Below are 18,882 nucleotides of genomic sequence, written 5' to 3' on the forward strand. Positions count from 1 at the left end.
GATTAATGAAGCGAAACCACCTTTTTGCCATTTTGCTCGCTTTTGCCGGCTTGCTTGTGGTTTTGCTGTATCTTTTTGGAGGTGGGGCAGATGGCAACATCGTTCTGCAACTGCGTTTGCCCCGTCTCATTCTCACAGTTTTCACCGGCATGGCGCTGGCTGGCATCGGCTCGGTCTATCAGCTCATGCTGGCAAACCCTCTGGCGGAACCCTATATCTTGGGAATCTCCTCTGGTTCTGCTTTCGGTTCCATTCTGCTGGGGGTTCTGGGTTTCAGCTTGCTGATGCCTTTGGGCGGATTTATCGGTGCGACGGCAACGCTTTTTTTGGTCTGGCATCTGGCTCAGAGAAAAGGCAGTTTCGATCGCAGCCGTTTGCTGATTGCGGGTGTGATTGCCGGGATGTTTTTCTCGGCGGGAATCTCGCTGATTATGTATCTGTTTCAAAAAGATACGATGATTATCCTGGGAACCCTGATGGGTAACTTGGGGCATGTTTTTACCCGTTCTGAATGGCAGTTTTTCCTGATATTGGCAGGGCTGTCGCTGTTGATAATGGTCTGGCTTTATTTCCGTTCAACCGCCTTGGATATCATGAGCGGAGGAGACGTATATGCCGGAAGCGTGGGCATCGATGTGGCGCGCACCCGCAAAGAGATTTTCCTGCTCACTTCCCTGCTCATCGGAATAACGGTTTCCTATGCCGGCATCATTGGTTTTGTGGGGCTGATAATCCCTCACGTTGTGCGGTTTTTCATCCCTTCCGGGCAAAAACGGGTCTATCCCTGGTCCCTGGCTGCCGGGGGCATTTTTCTGCTGTTTTGCGACCTTATCGCGAAAAATATCGCCGCCATCGAACTCCCTGTGGGGGTCATCACAGCCGCGGTGGGCTGTCCCTTCTTCATCTGGCTCATGCTGAAAAAGTAAGAGCTGGCCCTCCAAACACATTTTTTTAATCCATCTTATTGATTCGTATGTCTTTACCTTTTCCCTTCCTTGTTCCAAGCTCTTAATCAAGTGATAATCAAGCCTTAATCAAGCGTTAATAATTAACGCTTGATTAAGGCTTGATTAAGAAGTGATTAAGGCCTCGAGTCAAGAGTGCGCCGTCCTGAAATAGATAAATTCGATGGGGTTTTCATCCAGAGAGAACGGGCTAAACTGGGGAATGATTGAGTCCTAAAGCCGTGGTGACCAATATGTTAGAAACAGAAAAATAGCTGCAAAGCCAGACCCAACAAACCCAATTTATCCAAATTATCATGATAGCAAAAAAAAAGACCCGGAAGGGAAATCCGGGTCTGTCTTGAATTTGGGTTTAGGATTATTTCATCAACATCATTTTGCGGCTTTCGCTGTGACCATTGGCGCTGAGGCGATAGAAGTAGAGACCGCTGGAGACGCTGTTTCCCTGGTTGTCGGTGCCGTTCCAAACGTAGGAATGGCGGCCGAAATCGTGTTGGCCGTTGGCCAGAGTTTTAATGAGCTGTCCCTTGGTGTTGTAGATTTCCAGTTTGGCTGTGCCGGATTGGGGCAGGTCGAAGGCGATGGTGGTTTCAGGGTTGAAGGGGTTGGGATAGTTTTGCAGCAGCATTTTGCTGACAGGGGGAATGTTTTGGTCGTCCACCGCAGGGTCATGCAGCGCGAATACTATTTCGAGTTCCATAAACATCACTTCGCCGCCGTCAGGGTTTGGGTGATAGGCGGGGGAGTTTACGTGTGAACCCCAAGTGTAATCATTGTAGAACATGAATCCAATTTTGCCAACCTTGTTATTACCCTGCATACCGGTGTAGATTACTGAATCCGCGGGATAGACATACATGGGCTTGATACCGCTCATTTCGGGTGTTTCCACATTATTCAGGTTGATGGGATCGCTCCAACTGTGACCATAATTGGGAGAAACAGAAATCAAGATTTCAGGGGTTTGGGCGTAGGGGAGATAATCGGTTTCTGAATAGTAGTTATAATAGCGGGCGCGTTGGGAATCCTGCCAAACGCAGACCATCATGCCGTGATCATTGGGTTCGGAGAGTTTTACGCCGTTGTAGTGGAAGAACATGGCGTCATCGTGGGCGGTTTGATCCCAGTGGGGGAAAGGCCACGCAGTCACCATCAGCGGATAGTAACCGCTGGAGGCATCGCCTCCGTATTCATCCACATCTCCCCAGGGCGCCTCAATATCCCAGGGCGTGAAGGTCAGGTTAAAGTCGTCATCTGGATCTTGTTGCGGATAAATGTCTTTGATTTGGAATTCGTTGGTTTGAATGTCGAAAATGAATTCCTTCACGAATTGAAGGGCTGGATAGTAGTAACCGTTGTAGGTTCTAAGACCCCAGATACTGGGCACGTGAAGCTTGCCATCGTTTCCGACCACGGCGTTTATATGACCGGAATTAATGATGCCGAAATACATTTCTCCGTTGTCACCGTAAGGGATATCTCCATTGTCAGGGTCGGTGTAATAGCCGGTTGAATCATTAGGTGCTTGATTCGGATTAACGGTTGGAATATCTCCGTAGGCGCTGTAATGGATCCAGGTGCCTTCTCCATAGTTGGGACATTTAAACACATCCATATCGCCTTCGTCCAGATAGTTATCATCCTCATCATAAGCAATGTGGTGTCCAGCCCAATAGAGGTTTCCAGCGTTGTCCACTGTCAAAGTTCCGGCAGGGCGGCGGAATTCAACAGTATCGTGGTTCCAAGCGTCCATCTCGGGAATGGAGGTGTAGTTCCAAACCAGGTTTCCGCCCATTTCGATATCGTCGCCGTCAAAATCCGCGAAAGCGATATACATGTTTTCGCTGGGGTTTCCACTCATGGCGTGGGAAGTGTTGTTTCTCATGCCCACGTAAACGCGACGCTTGCCAGCTTGGGGAGATGGCCCGATTACCATGCAGGGCCAGATGAAGGCGTTATCGTTGGTGGGGCTTCCGTTTGGAGGATGGATCTCGATGGGGGAGTCGCTAAGCAAAGTGATGTCGTTGAAGAGGCCTGAGATTCCTGCCATGAAGGCATCTGAGGTGAATTCAACTTCAAGATCTGCGTCATCATCAATATTCGCGTGCCAAGCATACATGGGTTTTCCTGTGACGGGGTCCACTGCCATGCCTGGAAAGCCTTCATGGTTTTGGATGCTGGTGATTTCGTTGTTGTTGATAACGTTGCCAACATCGTCCAAGTGGGTGTAAAAGATGCGGCGGGTCGAGGTTGCCTGGCGTCGTCCATGGTAGGTCATAAAATATCCGCCGCCTTCGGAAGCGGGAATCACGTTGAGCGGGATTTCGTTGTAGCTGCCGATCATGTAGTCATAATAGTTTGTGATGATGGCAGTGGGGTTTTTTGTGAAAGTGTAGGCCGGGACATACCTGTTGGCTGACAGCCTGTATCCGGGTGGGGATGCAAGAGCTTTGGGCTGCGGGCCGGGAACCATGGCGCCTGCCAAAAGCAAGCCCGGTAGCAGCATAAGGATAAGGGTGGGTAAACAAATACGTTTCATATCTCTCTCCTGTCTGTAGTCTTCTTTTTCCTGAATCCGGCAGGCCGGATCAAAAATCACACAATCTATTTTGGAATGGAGTTATCATTTTGAGCAAAACAAGAATCCATCTCTGCATCAGTATTTTGAGCGGTAAATAATTGTCAAGGGAAATTCCACATCCGATGAGGGTGGGCAGAAGACAAAAAAAAGACCCGGAAGGTTTCCGGGTCTTCAGATATATTGGGGATGCTTTATTTCATCAGCATCATTTTCTTGGTTTCCACCTGGCCGTTCGTGCTGAGACGATAGAAATAGAGACCACTGGAAACAGGCTGACCCTGGGCATCGGTACCGTTCCAAACGAAGCTCTGGCGTCCGTTGTTCAGGTTTCCGTCCACAAGGGTTTTCACCAACTGACCTTTGGTGTTGTACACGCCAAGGTTCACGTTTCCAGCTTTGGGCAGGTCGAAACTGATGGTGGTTTCAGGGTTGAAGGGGTTGGGATAGTTCTGACGCAGCATATTGCTGACAGAAGGAATGGTTGGGTCGTCGGCTGAAGTTCCAATCGGGAAAACAATTTCCAGTTCCATGAACATTACTTCGCCGCCGTCTGGGTTCGGGTGGTAGGAAGGATCGATGGCATTGGAGCCCCAGGTGAAGTCGTTGTAGAACATAATACCCAGTTTTCCAACCTTGTTGTTACCCTGCATGCCAGTGTAAAGCACGTGGTCAGCGGGATAAACCCACATGGGTTTGATGCCGGAGAATTCAGGAATTTCCTGGTTGTTCAGCTTGATGGGCTCGCTCCAGGAGGCACCATTGTCCGAAGTCACGGCGATGAAAATCTCGGGGGTGTTTGAATAGGCCATATAGTCCACATCGGAGTCAATGTTATACCAATAGGCGCGTTGGCAATCCTGCCAAACCGCTGCCATCATGCCGTGTCCGTTGGAATCGGTGATTTTGGTATTGTTGTAGTGGAAGAACATGGCATCACTGTGAGCGGTTCTATCCCAGTGGGGGAAGGGCCAGGTGAATCCAGGGTGGCCATAAAGCAGGGCCATATCCAGATAGAAGTTGCCATCCTCAGCCTGGCTGTATTCGGGCTCGCCAAAAGGAGCTTCCATGTCCCAAGGGATGAAGGTTTCGTTGTAATCGTCGTCGGGATGCTTTTTAGGATGCACGTCGTTCACGACAATGCTTTGATCGGCAGGATCAAAAACGAATTCTTTAACAACCTGGTAGGGGGGCCAATAGCCGCTGTCCTTGGTGGAAAGCGCCCAAACGCCAAAAACGTGGACGCGTCCATAATCGTCAACACTGGCGTTGATATGAGAAGAGTTTGCCAAGCTGTAAATCAGTTCATCATCCGGAACGGCACCGTCGTCATCTTGGAAATAGCCGTCTCCACCTATTGTTCCAGGAGGATTCCAAGCTTGTTTCCAGCTATACGCGGTCACGCGGCTCCAGGTTCCCTGACCATAGTTCGGACACACAAAGATGTCGATGTCAGGTTCGATGATGTTATCCACTCCATCACCATCGGTGGCAAAGTGGTATCCAGCATAGTAGAGATTGCCGGCATTGTCGGTTGTGAGAGCGTGGAAGGGGCGGCGCCATTCGTTGGTATCCATGTTCCAGGCGTTCATTTCCGGGATGGTGATGTGATTCCAAACCATGGGCATGCCCATTTCAATCTCATCGCCGTCAAAATCCGCATAGGCAATCTGAAGGTTTTCGGAAGGGCCATACGCAATGGATTCAGAGTTTCTGGCAGCGATATACACTCTTCTTTTGCCATCCACGGGGGAAGGGCCGACCTGAGCTGTGGGCCAGATGAATTCATTGTTGTTGGTGCTTGTTCCGTTTGGAGCGGTGATGGTTTGCGGGTTGTCGATGGCAACTTGCACGTCGTTGAAAAGGCCGGAAATGCCAGCGATGAAGGCGTCGGAAGCAAACTGTACTTCCAATTCAGCGTCGCTGTCATGATTGCCATGCCAGGCATACAGGGGCTTTCCAGAAACAGGGTCCACAGCCACGGTGGCATAGCCTTCGTTGTTTTGGACGCTGGTGATTTCGTTGTTGTTCACAACGTTGCCATATTCATCCAAGTGGGCGTAGAAGGCGCGGCGGGTTGTGGTGGGTTGACGGCGTCCATGGTAAGCCATGAAGTATCCGCCACCTTGATCCTGGGGAATCACTCTGAGGGGCAAGCCGTTGTAGCTGCCAATCATGTAGTCGTAGTAGTTTGTGATAATTGAAGTGGGGGTGGTGATGAAAGTGTACTGCGGGGCAGTTTTGGCAGCTGAATCGCCATATCTGGGTGCTGCCTGGATCTTGTTTACATCCAGTTCTGGTGTGGGCAGCACTTTAAGGTTTGTTCCTGGCTGCATCTCTTTTGCAAAAGCGAAGGAGAACACCAAGCCAAGGGTTAATATGACCATTATGGTTCTTTTCATTCTTTCCTCCATATTATTCTTTAATAGGGTCATCATTTAATATTTGAATTTGATGGACAGGCGGTGAGCGCTTTTCAAGAAATTTTCTGCGAGGGCGCCCATATCTGTGTATGCGTAGTCCACATGAATAATGGCAAAGCGGGTGGGGATTTGATATCCAAGCCCAGCGCTGAAGCCGTTTGTATCATAGTTAATTTGGTAGCCGGCACGCAGGAAGAGGTTGCCCATCTTATATTCGGTGCCGAGGTTCCAGGTTTCCATGCGGTCAATCACGTTGTCCAACTGAGCTGAAACAATCCAGTGGGACGTGTTGGTGCGCATGATATCACCGCTGATTCCCAGTGAAAAGCTCAATGGTATTTTGCTTTCAATTTCCGGTCCGTCTTCGTCGATAAGTCCGTCTCCATCATTGTCGAAGAGATCAAAGGGGTCTTCGTCGATAAGTCCGTCTCCATCGTTGTCCACTCTGTAGCGGACATCAGGGCCAAAGTTGCGCAGCGCCATGCCGATTTTGATGTTTTTGAATCCGGTGTTGTACATGGAACCAACATCGAAGGCATAGCTGTTCACGCTGAAAGTGTAGAGGTTTTCCCGCAGGTATTTTACGCCAACACCGGCGGAGAACTTGTTTGTGAATTGTTGAGCGTAGTTGAGACCAAAGGCCAGGTCACTGTTTGTGAATTGTTCCCCGGTGGGTCCAAAGGTCTCTTCGTCGGTTATGTCGATTTTGTCCATGTGGAGAACGGATCCGTAGGCGGCAAAGGTTTGCACACCATTGGTATAGGTTCCCGCCACAAAATCATGCATAATTCCGGCAGGCCAGTTCGTGTGGGAAACCAGAACCTGGTTTTCGAAGGCAGGGGCCAGTCCGGCTGGATTCCAATATACAGAGGAAATATCATCCGTCACGGCTGTGTAGGCTTCACCCATGCCGATGGCGCGGGCATCCACACCCAGTTTGAGGAATTGCAGGGCCGCGGTTCCAACCTTGCCAAAAGGTTTGGCACTCAGAAGACCGGGCAAAAGCAGAAGGCTGATGGCCAGGATAACAAGGCTATGTTTTTTCACAATTCCTCCCCTATTTAATCAGTACGAATTTGCCGACTTTTGTCTTGTTGTCGGCCTTGTTTTGCACGGAGTAGATATAGACTCCGGGCGCGACGATTTGGTTATGCTTTGATAACAGATCCCAATCATGGATACCGGAAGCGGTGAGACCATGATTTGCAGCCTTGGACACCGTTATAATATCGGCGTTGTAGGCTCCATCATGATCAATCTCCTGAACCAGGTCTCCAGCCAAGGTGTAGATGCTGATTTTGCATTGCTGGGGCAGATTCACAAACCACAGTCTGCGGCTCTTATCACCTTTTTCATCTTTGGGGCGTCTGCCGTCGAAGGTGCTGCTTCCGATGTAGGGATTTGGCACCACATAAATATTATCCATGTTTTCTTTTGCGAGAGTGCCGGGGAAGAAAATCTTCATGTTGGCATCTGCGTCGCGGCCAGTTTCCAGGAAATTCAAGTCGTTTGAAGGAATGCCGCGGTCATAGGCTGTTACCGCAACGTAATATTCAACGCCTTTGGGAGGATACAAGATCTGTGAGTGGTAGTATCTACGGGCCAAACGTTGGTCTTTAAGATCATACAAGCCCTCATAATCTTCAGGATTATCGGGATTGCTGGGTATGTAGATCTGGCCACCGTGTCCGGGCAGGGGGATCAACTTTGAGTCGTAAAGCTCATCAAAGATTTCGTTGCGGATTTCGGGGTGTTTGAAAAGCCTTGCCTGCATCATTTTAACGGTATTAATCGGCAGACCGGCATATTCATCGGCAATGACCTGGGCTTGTCTTTCAATATCCACACTCCAATCCACATCAGGATTATAGATGGGCCAACCATTAAACAGATCCGGTGGATTGCTCGTGAACATATAGTTTTCGTCCAACACGGTGAATTTGGTATAATAATTTGCCGCTTCATCGTTTGTCAGATCACTCTTCCATTGGTTGGGATTTGGCAGGCCTTTATCGATTCCGAGGTAACCGCCAAAATCAATAAATTGTTGAGTGCCGTAGTTAACTTCATAGTCGATCAGGTCTTGCGGTGTGTCAACCTTGTCCCAGCGCTCAATCATTGTCCAGGCTTCTTGTGAGCCACTGCCGCTACGTCCCCAGGCTGAATAACCTTGGAAGTCGTGACGCAATCGGTATGCCGTGAAAGGATTAACCAAGGCGTTCATGTTGTAACTCAAGGTGTCTGAAAGAGCCGCGGGGTGGAATTCGGAAGGATAGCTTGCCCAATCAACAGAATTGGGATCGCTGTCTATTCCGGGGATGAGGTTTGCGCTGCCAGGATGCTGCCATCCTATGATGGCGCTGCTGACAGTTTTGGTATCATAAGAGAATTCACTGCGGTTGTCCCAATACAAGTCGATGCAATCTCCACCGTTGGACATTTCAGCAAAAAGCTTTGGAATTTCAGGTGGTTCAGGTGGGTTGTAGTGGGGGAAAGTATCCGGCAAAACAACCGTGGTCAGGGTTTGGGCCTCGCCGTAAATCTCTTTTGCCCAGCGCGCGGTACGCTTGAGGTCTTCCTTGTCCTTACCAGGGAACACGGCCACCACGATTTTCATGGTTTTCCCTGGTGCAAGGTTCCATGATTGATCGCTGGCCGCAGTCATGCCTTTTTGGTCTCCATAGAAGGAGAAAAGGAAACGCGTGTCGGTTGGAGATGGCTGTTCATATTCCATCTGGTCTGCCGCTTCCGGACGCAGGGGCGCGAATTTGCTTTCATCGGGGTTTCTACCCGTTAAAAGCCAATATTTTTCGTTTGCCGTTCGCTTGGGCGCGTAGTTCATATTCAACGGTTTGAAATCATCAGGGCCGTCACCAACCTTCCAATACCAGCAGTGGAATTGGAGCTGTTCCGGGTCTGGTGTACAAACACGGGCACCCACCAAACCGGTTGACAAGCCTCCATCGCCGTCGGCGTCGTAGGTGTAGGCAAATTCATAACCGGTTCCTTTCACGTATCCTGAAAGGTCGTCGGATGCTTTTTCTGGACCCATGGTCTGGGGACCCACGTCACAGTCCATGTAAATTCCCATGGCGCAATCGAACAAGGTGTCCTGAGTGGCGATGTTCATGTTTGTGATGTTGAATTCCACATAAACCAGGTTTTTAATGTAGTCGTAGCTCCATTGATAGGACATCTGGCGAACGCGCAAGTTCAATGGCACATGGAGGTTGCGGCTTCTGGAGCCTCCCAGGTCTCTGTCTCCAACTGTGCCCAGAGGGCAGTAGTCGTAATAGTAGGAAATAAAATCCTGCTCAGAAACCGGGGCGCCATCTTCATCGATCAGTCCGTCTCCATCATCATCATAAGGCATTGTAAAGCAGTAGGTGGGGTTTGAGGTGTCGGATAGCTCCATGAATCCCAATGGGAACCATATTTCGGAGTTGTATCCCTCATTGATGATGCCAAAGTTGTGGGTTTGGTGAATGTATAGTCCGCCAAAACTGCTGAATTGGGCGGGCAATTCATCCGCAGCCCTCAGCGGGAATGTGTAGCCCACGCCATCTTCGTCGATGATACCATCACCGTCATCATCAACCCCACGCTTTTGGTAGCGGGTGCTGGCTGTAGCGACTCCATCCAATGCGTTGTAGGCATTGTAAAGGTCTGTCGCGTTGGCGTTTCCTGCCACAAGGGGGTTGTAGGCGGGCAGGAATTCGTAGAGATCATAGTCACCATCGAATCCCACTGTTACAAGGGTATCCACCACTGGCTTCATCCAAGGTCTCCAATCCGGGGTTCCTTGAGCGACGGTTCCAGAGCTGTCTGCGCTGGGGTTTATGGCTTTCCAATAGAGTTTCCTGCCGGCATCGTCGCGTCGATATTTCTTCGCGCCGAACCACAGGGCACCCTGGTAGAGGAAGTCATATCCGCTGCCACCTGGATATTCCAAGGATGGATATTGGGGAACAATGTCGTCCCCGGAACCGAAGAAACCGTAGTTGCTAACTCGCAGCCACATGTTTCCAACGTTATGGTAAACGTTAAGATCCAGCTTCTTGGTGCCTGAAGAAGGAACTGCCATTGCTGCATGGACAACACCCGTTGCCAGGAGTGCCAGCAGCAGGCAGAACGCAAATTTGTAAAACTTCATTCAATACTCCCAATATATCTTAATTTAACTTAAATTCGACAGGTATGTTAACGGTCGTATCCACCGCGTTTCCACCGCTTTTACCAGGTTGGAAACGCAAACCGCGAATGGCATTGATGGCGGCTTCATCCAAGCCTCCTGGCCCGGATTGAACGGATTTCACAACCCTGATGTTGCCAACGCTGCCATCCTTATAGACATCCACCGCCAGCATCACAGTTCCCTGCACCCCTGCCCGTCTGGCAAAATCCGGGTAAACTGGGCTGATTCTGCCCAAGGGGACTGGGGAATCCTCGTAGGGAACAAAGTCGAATGGTTTGTCGTCCCCACCGGATTGGATGGAGGTACTCGTTGTGGCTTGGATGTCGCCAAAAGCTTTCAGGGCTTCGAGTCTCTGCTCCTGAAGCTCTGGGCTGGCGTCTGTGGCAAGCTCTTCACTGAAGACGGGGATATCGATATGGATCTCTTGTTCCTGAACGTCTTCTTCTTTTTGACGCTCGTCCGGTGGCGCTTCAGTCATTTCTGCCATCACAGTGTTTTCACTTTTTCTGTGGGTATCCACTTGCGCTGTAATCAAAAAAGCGAAAAGCATTAGCGTGATTGCCAATGCAACCGACTTGCTGAATTGCGCGTTGCTGTGGTCTTTCCAGTCGTGGCTTCCGATTGTCATGTCTCTTGCCTCCTCACAGTTTTCTTTGAACTTCAAAGACAACATTGCGGGTGTCGGCATCCTGAAGCCGCATCATCACGTCCCTAACGTTTTGGTAGGGCGTTTCCCTGTCGGTGCGAAAGCAAACTTGAAGGGTGGGAATGTCCCGCGCCTTGGCTTGCATCGCGTTAATGATGGAATTGTCTTCCACGGTGCGCGGAAAGTCGTCGATCAGGATGTCTCCTTTCAGCGTGATATAGATCGTGGCAGATTCATTTCTGGAGATACGTTCGATGTTATCAGTTGCGGAAGGGAAGCGTTCCCTCTGCACCCAGAAAACTCTTTCCTGCACGAAAACGGTGGAGACCATGAAGAAGAGCAACAGCAGGAAGGCGATATCGCCAGTGGATGTGGTGGGGATGCTCACATCCGGGGCGTCTTTTTTCATTATCTTGGCCATACTTTGCTCCTATATTGAGGTGGAGATGGAAATCAGCGCCCGGTCACGATAGGTGACCAAACGCTCCACCACTCTCACCATGTGTTCATAGTTTGCTTCGGGGTCGGTTTTAACCAAAAACAGCATCTTCGTGGATCTCAGCACTGGATCTTTTTCCATCTTATTCAGACCGTCGCGCATCTCAATCTTTTCCAGGATACGCTTGTCCAGATCTGCATCCGACATGGTGATCGGCTCTGCTCCATTGATGCTCAGCTGTCCGTTTTCCATGATGTCGATTCTGGTCATCTCTTTGTCCGTCAGCTTGATTTCCGAAGCTTTTTGCTGTGCCTGGTCAACTGCTTTGGTAAGCTGAACCTTCACGCCTTCTTTGACGTCAAACTTTGTTGTCGCCATAAAAAAGACGATCAGCAGGAAGGCAATGTCGCCAGTCGAGGCCGTTGGGATCTCGACTTTTCGCCTTCTTTTACGGGTGACTTCCATTTTTCCCCCTATCAGGACTCGATGAGGGCTTCGGTGACCTTCTCTGAGGCTCTTTGCATGTCGATCACAAGTCCGTCCACCATGGTGGTGAAGATGTTATAGAAAAGCTGGATGGGGATAGCGGCAATCAGACCGTATTTTGTGGTGATAAGCGCGATTTTGATACCGTCCGCAACGATGGTGGCGTCCACTGAACGTGCTTTCGCGATGGCATCAAAGGCAACAATCATACCGTCCACTGTTCCCAAGAATCCAAGCATGGGTGCCAGGGTGATGGTGGAGGTCATTTCCACAAAGCCTTTTTCCAAGTATGACATCTCAATCATTGCCGCGTTTTCCATGTTCTTTTCAACCGCGTCGATGCCACGATCCGTCTTCAAAAGACCAGCATACACAACTGCTGCCACGGGACCACGTGTCTTTTGTGCAAATTCTGTGGCTTCTTTGATTTTCTTGTCCTTAATCAAGGGCAAGACTTCTGCCAAGAATTTGTTCAGATTCACTTTCGCGTACATGAGTGAGATGAATTTCCAGATGGAATAGGCAAGGCCATAGATCAAAACAAAGAGGATGGGCCACATCGCCCAGCCACCGTCCACAAATTCCTTCACCAATGAGCGGCCAAACAAGAATTCAGCCACGCCTCTGATGCCGGATTTCTGTTCAATTTCTTCGACGGCTTGCTCGGGAACTGCCGCTTCTTCGGGCGCAGCAGCTTCCACGGTTTCTTCAACTTGTTCAACGGCGTCTTCGCCAACCTGCTCGGCTGGGGCTTCTTGCGCGAAGGCAATTCCCACCAGCAACAGGCTCATCAGCATTATGAGTGTCAGTATTTTCGAGAAGCTATTTCTCATTTTGGTTTTCCTCCATGGATTTATCAAAAGTTAAACGAGACGCCAAAAGTGACGCCGCGGTGATCGTTATACATGCTGGGGTTTCGGATATATTTGTCATACACAAACTGGTGTTCGGCATAGGTGTAGTTCGTGTTTGGATCCGAAATGTCTTCCCCGGTTTCATATTCATTTCCGGTTTTTGGATACACGGAGAGGATATTTTTGGTTTTGAAAAGGTTTTCCACGTCCAGGAACAACCTGATATTCATCTTGTTGGAAAGTGAGATTCCTTTGGTGAGGCGCAGGTTTGCCTGGTGGGTGAAGCGTTTGCGGGCGCTATTTGTATCCAGCATACTGCTTCCAACCATGCTTTGAGGAGTATATGGAGAGCCGGATGCAAGGCTCCAGTTGATGTTCGCGCTAAAGTCGTCCAAAGGCAGGATGAAATCCGTGAAAGGCACAAAGAATTCTTCCCCGCGTCCGATGCGGAAAGTGTAGTTCAGGTTCAGGTTGTGACGCACGTCCCAATCCAGAGGAAATTCCCTCAGGTTTGTAGCTTCGTCTTGGATGACGGTGGAAGAGTTGTTACCATGTGCCCAGGCAAGCGAATATGCAACGCTCCAGGTGTTAAAGTTTGAGAGCAATTTCTCCAACTGGATGTCGATACCGCGGGCGGAACCATAGTCTTCGGAGATGAATTTATACCAGAAAATCTGTTCTTCCCCTGGTTTGGTTTCCTTTACTGTGCTCACGTAGTTATAGAGGTTTTTGTAGTAAGCGGTCATATCCACCACATAGTCATCTGAAAGCTGGTGGGAAAGCCCAACTTCATATGTCACAGTAATCTGTGGCTCCAGAATCGTATTTCCAACTGTCACCGTCTGGTCTGAAACGTTGGCATCAGCCGGCGTTTTTGAGGTGAAGATGTATTGCATCTGAGGGAGTTGGTTTTGATAGTTGTAGGCAAAACGCAAAACGTCGCGATCGGTGATGGGGTGAGAAACACCCAAACGGGGTGAAACCATCAACTGCAGCCTTTCGCTGGGGTCAAAATCCACGGTTCGGTAGGTGGCGTCGTCTTGCAGAACTTTATATTTTGTGCCAAGATACCAGAGGTCAAAACGCAGGCCAGCATTCACAATCATGCCTTCCCATTCCATTTTATCCTGGATATAATATGCCATCTGCCAGGGATCGGCTTGATAACCGTCACGTTTTCCGGAGGCTTCCTTCGCAGCACGATAGTAATCTGTCGGTTTGTAAATCGGGATTGCGACGCCGTCGTCCGTTAAATACATATCATATAATTCAACCGGCACGTTTGTGACGTTGCCGTCTTCATCTATAACAGGTTCAAAACCTGCCATTCCGTCCCAAACGCGCTTCAGGCTTGCCTGGAAACGATCTTCGTAGATGGTGAGGAAGCTTTGCAGCTGGTCTTTTTTGATGGAGTGTTTAATAACTTCCAGTCCGGTTTTTGCCAGATGGGTTTCGTTAATTTGCCATTCAAAATCTGCCCGGGTGTTGATGGAAGTTGTCATGTCATCCTGATAGAATTGATAAATGCTTCCGGGAGGGGCAAAGCCTGTGATGGTGCGTGGATCTTCCACGCCAGCGATACGGTAGGTCCAAAAAGAAGCGGGGAAATATTCAGCGTCGCTTTGACCGTCGCCGTCGTAGTCTGGACTAAAAACACCATCACTGTCGTGGTCGACTGTATCCCAGCCCTGGTAGCCTTGCAGCACGTTATCCACATAGTCCACACCGGGGTTTTCCGGATCAATGTTCATGTAGATATAATTGTCTCTATCGATTCCTCTGGGGCCGGTGTTACTGTTCTTTTGGTAATAACTCCCCTTGAGTTTCAGGTTCATGGTGCTGCTGAACACATGATCGTAGGTGCCGATATATTGTCTTTGCTCGGTATGCGATGTCGCATAATAATCCAAAGCATAGCGATTGCCCCAGGAGAAGGGGTAATCAACGTTCAAATCTCCCCTCGCGCCAAGCGTGAAGCGCTGTGTGGCACTGGGTACAAATTTTGTCTTCAGGTTCACGTTGTAGGCATTGTAGTTTCGATGACCCAAATCCAGCCCCAAAAACCTCGTCCGATCCTCATAAGGATTGTTAACGGGGTATTCATATTCCAGAAGTTGGCGCCAAGCGTCGTGGTATTCATCGAAGAAAAGGTAGTCGTTCATGGGGTCGGCAATGTAATAATCTTTCATGCGCCCATCGAGCCATTCACCACCACCGTTGATGTAAAATGTGAGCCGTTCGCGCAGGTTTTCGCCTCCAAATGGCCAGATGGGGCCGCCCAGGGCAAATTTAACCACGTCGGAATTGCGGCCGCTACCGATGATATGGTCGGTATTATACTCGATTTTTCCAGAATAAAATGGGTCGCCGTCCTTGGTGACGATATTGATAACACCACTTTGAGCGTTGCCATATTCGGCTGGGAAGCCTCCCGTCATCACCTTCATGTCGCTGATGGCGTCTGTATCCACCTGAAGTGCGCTGCCACCGTCAACCGGGTCCGAAACGCTCATTCCGTCCACCGTGAAGTTGATTTCGTTGGCACGGCCGCCTCGGATATGAAGCTCGCCACCAATGTTGCTCACGCCAGCTTGAAGCGCGACAATGCCGGCAACGTCGCTAACCGAGACGTCGCTCATGCGGTCCATTTCAATTTGGCGTTCACTGGAGGTGCGGTCTTTACCAACTTTGTCCGGTTCCGCTGTGACCACAACCGTGGAAAGGGTTACCCCGGCTTTTTTCATCACAGGGGAAAGGTTGGTGGTTTGGTCAACCTGGATGCGGACGTCATTATAAGAAATAGTGTCGTAGCCGATCAGGGAAAAACGAACCGAATAGGTTCCCGGCGGAATATTGATGATTATGGCGGTGCCCTTGGAATTAGTCTGTCCGCCTGTGACACGCTGGCTGCCACGCATAACAACAACGTTCACAAATTCAATTGCCTTTCCTTGGCTGTCACGAACTCGGACAGAGAGCCTGCCAGTGGTGGCGGCGTCCAAAAAGGTTAAGCAAAACAGGCTGAGAAACAGCAGGATAAATAAAGTTTTTCGCATCGAAAAACCTCCCTTCTTATATGGCTTTAATAATCTTTAACTATCTGATATACAGGAAACAAGCCAATCGGAACAGCATTATTCCCCGGTTGGATGCGATTATCTGGCTGTCCCAAAAACGTCAAGCATTTTTTGTTGGATTCAGCTTCTGGGCTGATTTCTTTAACGGGGCAAGTTCGAATGCGCCAATCTCCAGAACCTCTCTAAACCCTAATATGGCAAAAGTTTCCACCCTTCCCGAAGAAAATGAAGGCATTGTTTCACCTGTGACAATCTTTTAAAATCATAAAAAACAAATTTGCATGACCGATAGAATCAATTCTGTTTCCTGATATGCACGCTGATTGAACCAGCTTGTGTTTCAAATTTATCACACTATTCTTGGAACGAGCCAGTTGAAAACGCATGAATGAAGCCGTAACTTTATATGTGCCATAAGAATGCCTTAATAAACATAAGGAAAACATAAGGGATACATAAGGCAGTGACCAAGAACCAAGAAATTGTCCTGACTAAAACGGGCAGTTTACACCCTTTTTCATAAAAGAATGGAATATATCCATCGGTAAACATGAATTGAAATTGGCAAATGAGACCAAAGAAAAAAGCTTAAAAGCAAGGCGGGAAAAACAGTTGGGAAAGTAACAAAAGATTGTCTTTAAGCCGCCATTAGTCAATAAAAATAACTTTGTCTTCCGGAGTGCGGCATTCCTCAATCTCTCCGATGACCAGTGCCTGAGTCGCGTGTATAAACTCTGAAGCGAAGGCTGGATCGATCACAGCTATCATGCCGATGCCCAGATTGAAGGTTTCCAACATGCTCTCGCGGTCCAAATCGCCGCTTTCCCGCAACCATCTGAATAGTGGCGGGATTTCGTGGTCGGCATAGCTCACGTAGGCGCAGAGACCTTCCGGGATTATCCGTTTCAAGTTTCCGGGAATTCCTCCGCCGGTGATGTGAGCCAAACCATGCAAGCGTGTATCGGAAAGCAGGGGTCTCAAAAGCGGCAGATAGCTGGTGTGCACGCTGAGAAGCAGGTCGGCAACCGTTGCGCCAAGCTCTGGCACAAAATCGTTCACGCCCAATCCCAGCCGCTCGAACACAACCTTGCGGGCGAGGGAATATCCGTTGGTTTGAAGTCCACTGCTTGGAATTCCCGCAAGGATATCTCCTTTTTTAATTCTTCCAGCCGGCAAAAGACGCGATTTTTCCACCACGCCCACGATGGTTCCAACCAGGTCGAAATCCCCACTTTGATAGAATCCGGGCATTTCCGCCATCTCGCCTCCAATCAGGGCGCAACCATTTTCCCGACAGGCCTTGGCCATGCCTGAAATGATTTCGCGAACGATTTCGGGCTCCATTTTGCCCAGACCGATGTAATCCAAAAAGAAAAGCGGTTCTGCGCCTTGGACCAGGATGTCGTTCACGCAGTGGTTCACCAAGTCCTGGCCAACAGTGTTATAACGTTCGGCCATGATTGCCACACGCAGTTTCGTGCCCACACCATCGGTGCTGGCCACCAAAACGGGGTCCGCGAAGTTTTCTTTGTTGAACCCAAAGAGGGCGCCAAAGCTGCCCAAGTCGCTCAAAACGTTTGGGTTGTAGGTGCTTTTTGCCAGGTCGCGGATGCTGTCAACGGCTTGTTCGCCAGCTTGGATGTCCACTCCGGCGCTACGGTAATCCAGTTTTTTGTCGTTCATTGCTTTGTGCTCAAGACCAAATCACGGAAGTGGCGGACTTTTTCTGCAAGCCCGCCATTTCCAAATTAAACAGCCCAGTCAAGCTGAAATCCGAAACCTTCATTGCTGTCCTTCCGGATTTGGTTCATTTTGTTCGCTGCCGGGGTCAACGAATTCCACCTTTGGTTCATCGCTTTTCCCAACATTATCTAACCGGTGCAGCGCATACAAGATAGCGATTAACGCCAAGACCATGATGACCAGGCGTTTCCAGTCGTAGGTCTTCTTTCGCTTGTCTTGCCAGCGTTCCCGATATTTTTCATCAACATCAGTCATGTTTGTTCCAAAAGAATATTATGAGCGCAGCTCGCTGAGGAACTGGGCAAAACGCTGAACACCTTTTTGGAGGTTTTCCATGCTGTTGGCATAGGAAAAGCGCACATTGCTGTCGATTCCGAAAGACTCTCCGGAAACCAAGGCCACGTAGTGTTTTTCCAATAGGGCTTCGCAGAATTGACCGCTGGTTGTGATGCCCAGATTGTTGTTTTTTAAATACCAATCGATGTTTGGCATGATATAAAACGCGCCCTGGGGCTTGAACACGCTGATGTGGGGGAGTTTGCTGAGTTCTTGATACAAAAAATCACGGCGTTTTTCAAATTCAGCGCGCATTTTCTCGATGGAATCATCTTCTTCATCGAGAGCGGTAACACAGGCTTTTTGGGTGATGGAATTCACGCAGGAAGTGGCGTGGGCCTGAACTCTGCCAGCGGCGGCAATGATGTGGGCTGGACCAACCGCATAGCCAAGCCTCCATCCTGTCATGGCATAGGCTTTGGAAACCCCATTCACAATCACAGTCCGTTCTTTGATTTCGGGTCCCAATGCTGCGATGGAAACATGCTCGATGCCGTCATAGACAAGGCGTTCATAAATCTCGTCGGAGATTACCAGGATGTCGTGTTCCACGCAAACCTGGGCAAGCGCTTCCAGTTCGGAACGAGTGTAAACCGTCCCGGTTGGATTGCTGGGGCTGTTCATCATCAACACTTTGGCACAGGGATTTTCCTGGATGGCGTGGCGCAGTTCATCCGCCGTGAGCCTGTAGGAATTCTCTTCTTTTGTAGGAATAATCACGGGTTCGGCATTCGCCAACATGGCTTGGGAAGGGTAGCTGACCCAATATGGGGCGGGAATTAAAACCTGGTCCTGAGCGTCGCAAACCGCGATGAGAATGTTCACGATGGAAGCTTTCGCGCCGGGAGAAACCAGAACCTGTTTGGGGTCGTAATCCAAGCCATTTTCGCGTTTGAATTTGCCACAGATGGCTTTACGCAGTTCGATAATACCCGCGTTTGCCGTGTAGCGGGTGAAGTTCGCGTCAATCGCTGCATGGGCGGATTTTTTGATGTATTCGGGTGTGTCGAAATCGGGTTCACCCACGCCAAAATTAATGACGTCGTGTCCTGCCGCTGCCATTTCTTTGGCTCGGGCGGAGAGAGCAAGTGTTGGTGAGGGTTTCACCAACTTGATTCGGTTGGAGATTTTGATCGCCAT

General features: G+C 49.5%; 13 protein-coding genes. 1 reads left to right on the forward strand and 12 read right to left on the reverse strand.

Annotated elements, in window-relative coordinates; genetic code table 11:
* Positions 1-5 precede the first annotated feature (5 nt).
* Positions 6-926, forward strand: a complete 921-nt coding sequence (locus tag GX135_02145) for an iron ABC transporter permease (protein NLN84889.1) — start codon at positions 6-8, stop codon at positions 924-926.
* Positions 927-1,323: 397 nt separating this feature from the next.
* Here GX135_02145 and GX135_02150 read toward each other — a convergent pair whose 3' ends face one another.
* The 12 genes from GX135_02150 to GX135_02205 all read right to left on the reverse strand — a co-directional run bounded on the left by GX135_02150 (position 1,324) and on the right by GX135_02205 (position 18,882).
* Entirely contained in the window at positions 1,324-3,504 is a 2,181-nt protein-coding gene (locus GX135_02150) for a T9SS type A sorting domain-containing protein (protein ID NLN84890.1), read from the reverse strand.
* A gap of 233 nt (positions 3,505-3,737) precedes the next feature.
* Complete coding sequence (locus tag GX135_02155; GenBank protein NLN84891.1) at positions 3,738-5,945, reverse strand: T9SS type A sorting domain-containing protein; 2,208 nt, start codon at positions 5,943-5,945, stop codon at positions 3,738-3,740.
* A 36-nt stretch (positions 5,946-5,981) separates the two neighbouring features.
* A complete protein-coding gene (locus GX135_02160; GenBank protein NLN84892.1) occupies positions 5,982-7,013 on the reverse strand; it encodes a PorV/PorQ family protein in 1,032 nt (343 codons plus the stop codon).
* 10 nt (positions 7,014-7,023) lie between these two features.
* Positions 7,024-10,119 (reverse strand): hypothetical protein, encoded by a 3,096-nt coding sequence (locus GX135_02165; protein NLN84893.1) that lies wholly within the window; start codon positions 10,117-10,119, stop codon positions 7,024-7,026.
* A 19-nt stretch (positions 10,120-10,138) separates the two neighbouring features.
* On the reverse strand, positions 10,139-10,789 hold the full coding sequence (locus GX135_02170; protein NLN84894.1) for an energy transducer TonB: 651 nt from the start codon (positions 10,787-10,789) through the stop codon (positions 10,139-10,141).
* Positions 10,790-10,802: 13 nt separating this feature from the next.
* On the reverse strand, positions 10,803-11,228 hold the full coding sequence (locus GX135_02175) for a biopolymer transporter ExbD (protein NLN84895.1): 426 nt from the start codon (positions 11,226-11,228) through the stop codon (positions 10,803-10,805).
* Positions 11,229-11,237: 9 nt separating this feature from the next.
* Positions 11,238-11,711: a biopolymer transporter ExbD gene (locus GX135_02180; protein ID NLN84896.1), complete on the reverse strand. Its 474-nt coding sequence runs from the start codon at positions 11,709-11,711 to the stop codon at positions 11,238-11,240.
* Between the two features lie 11 nt (positions 11,712-11,722).
* Positions 11,723-12,523 carry a MotA/TolQ/ExbB proton channel family protein gene (locus tag GX135_02185; protein NLN84897.1) on the reverse strand — a complete coding sequence of 267 codons (801 nt, stop codon included), beginning with the start codon at positions 12,521-12,523 and terminating at the stop codon, positions 11,723-11,725.
* Positions 12,524-12,588: 65 nt separating this feature from the next.
* A complete protein-coding gene (locus GX135_02190; protein NLN84898.1) occupies positions 12,589-15,642 on the reverse strand; it encodes a TonB-dependent receptor in 3,054 nt (1,017 codons plus the stop codon).
* Between the two features lie 669 nt (positions 15,643-16,311).
* Positions 16,312-17,346, reverse strand: coding sequence for a phosphoribosylformylglycinamidine cyclo-ligase (locus GX135_02195; protein NLN84899.1), 1,035 nt, complete (start codon positions 17,344-17,346; stop codon positions 16,312-16,314).
* 99 nt (positions 17,347-17,445) lie between these two features.
* Positions 17,446-17,661: a hypothetical protein gene (locus GX135_02200; protein NLN84900.1), complete on the reverse strand. Its 216-nt coding sequence runs from the start codon at positions 17,659-17,661 to the stop codon at positions 17,446-17,448.
* 18 nt (positions 17,662-17,679) lie between these two features.
* Entirely contained in the window at positions 17,680-18,882 is a 1,203-nt protein-coding gene (locus GX135_02205; GenBank protein NLN84901.1) for a pyridoxal phosphate-dependent aminotransferase, read from the reverse strand.

The sequence above is a fragment of the Candidatus Cloacimonadota bacterium genome, from assembly GCA_012522635.1.
GTDB lineage: Bacteria > Cloacimonadota > Cloacimonadia > Cloacimonadales > Cloacimonadaceae > Syntrophosphaera.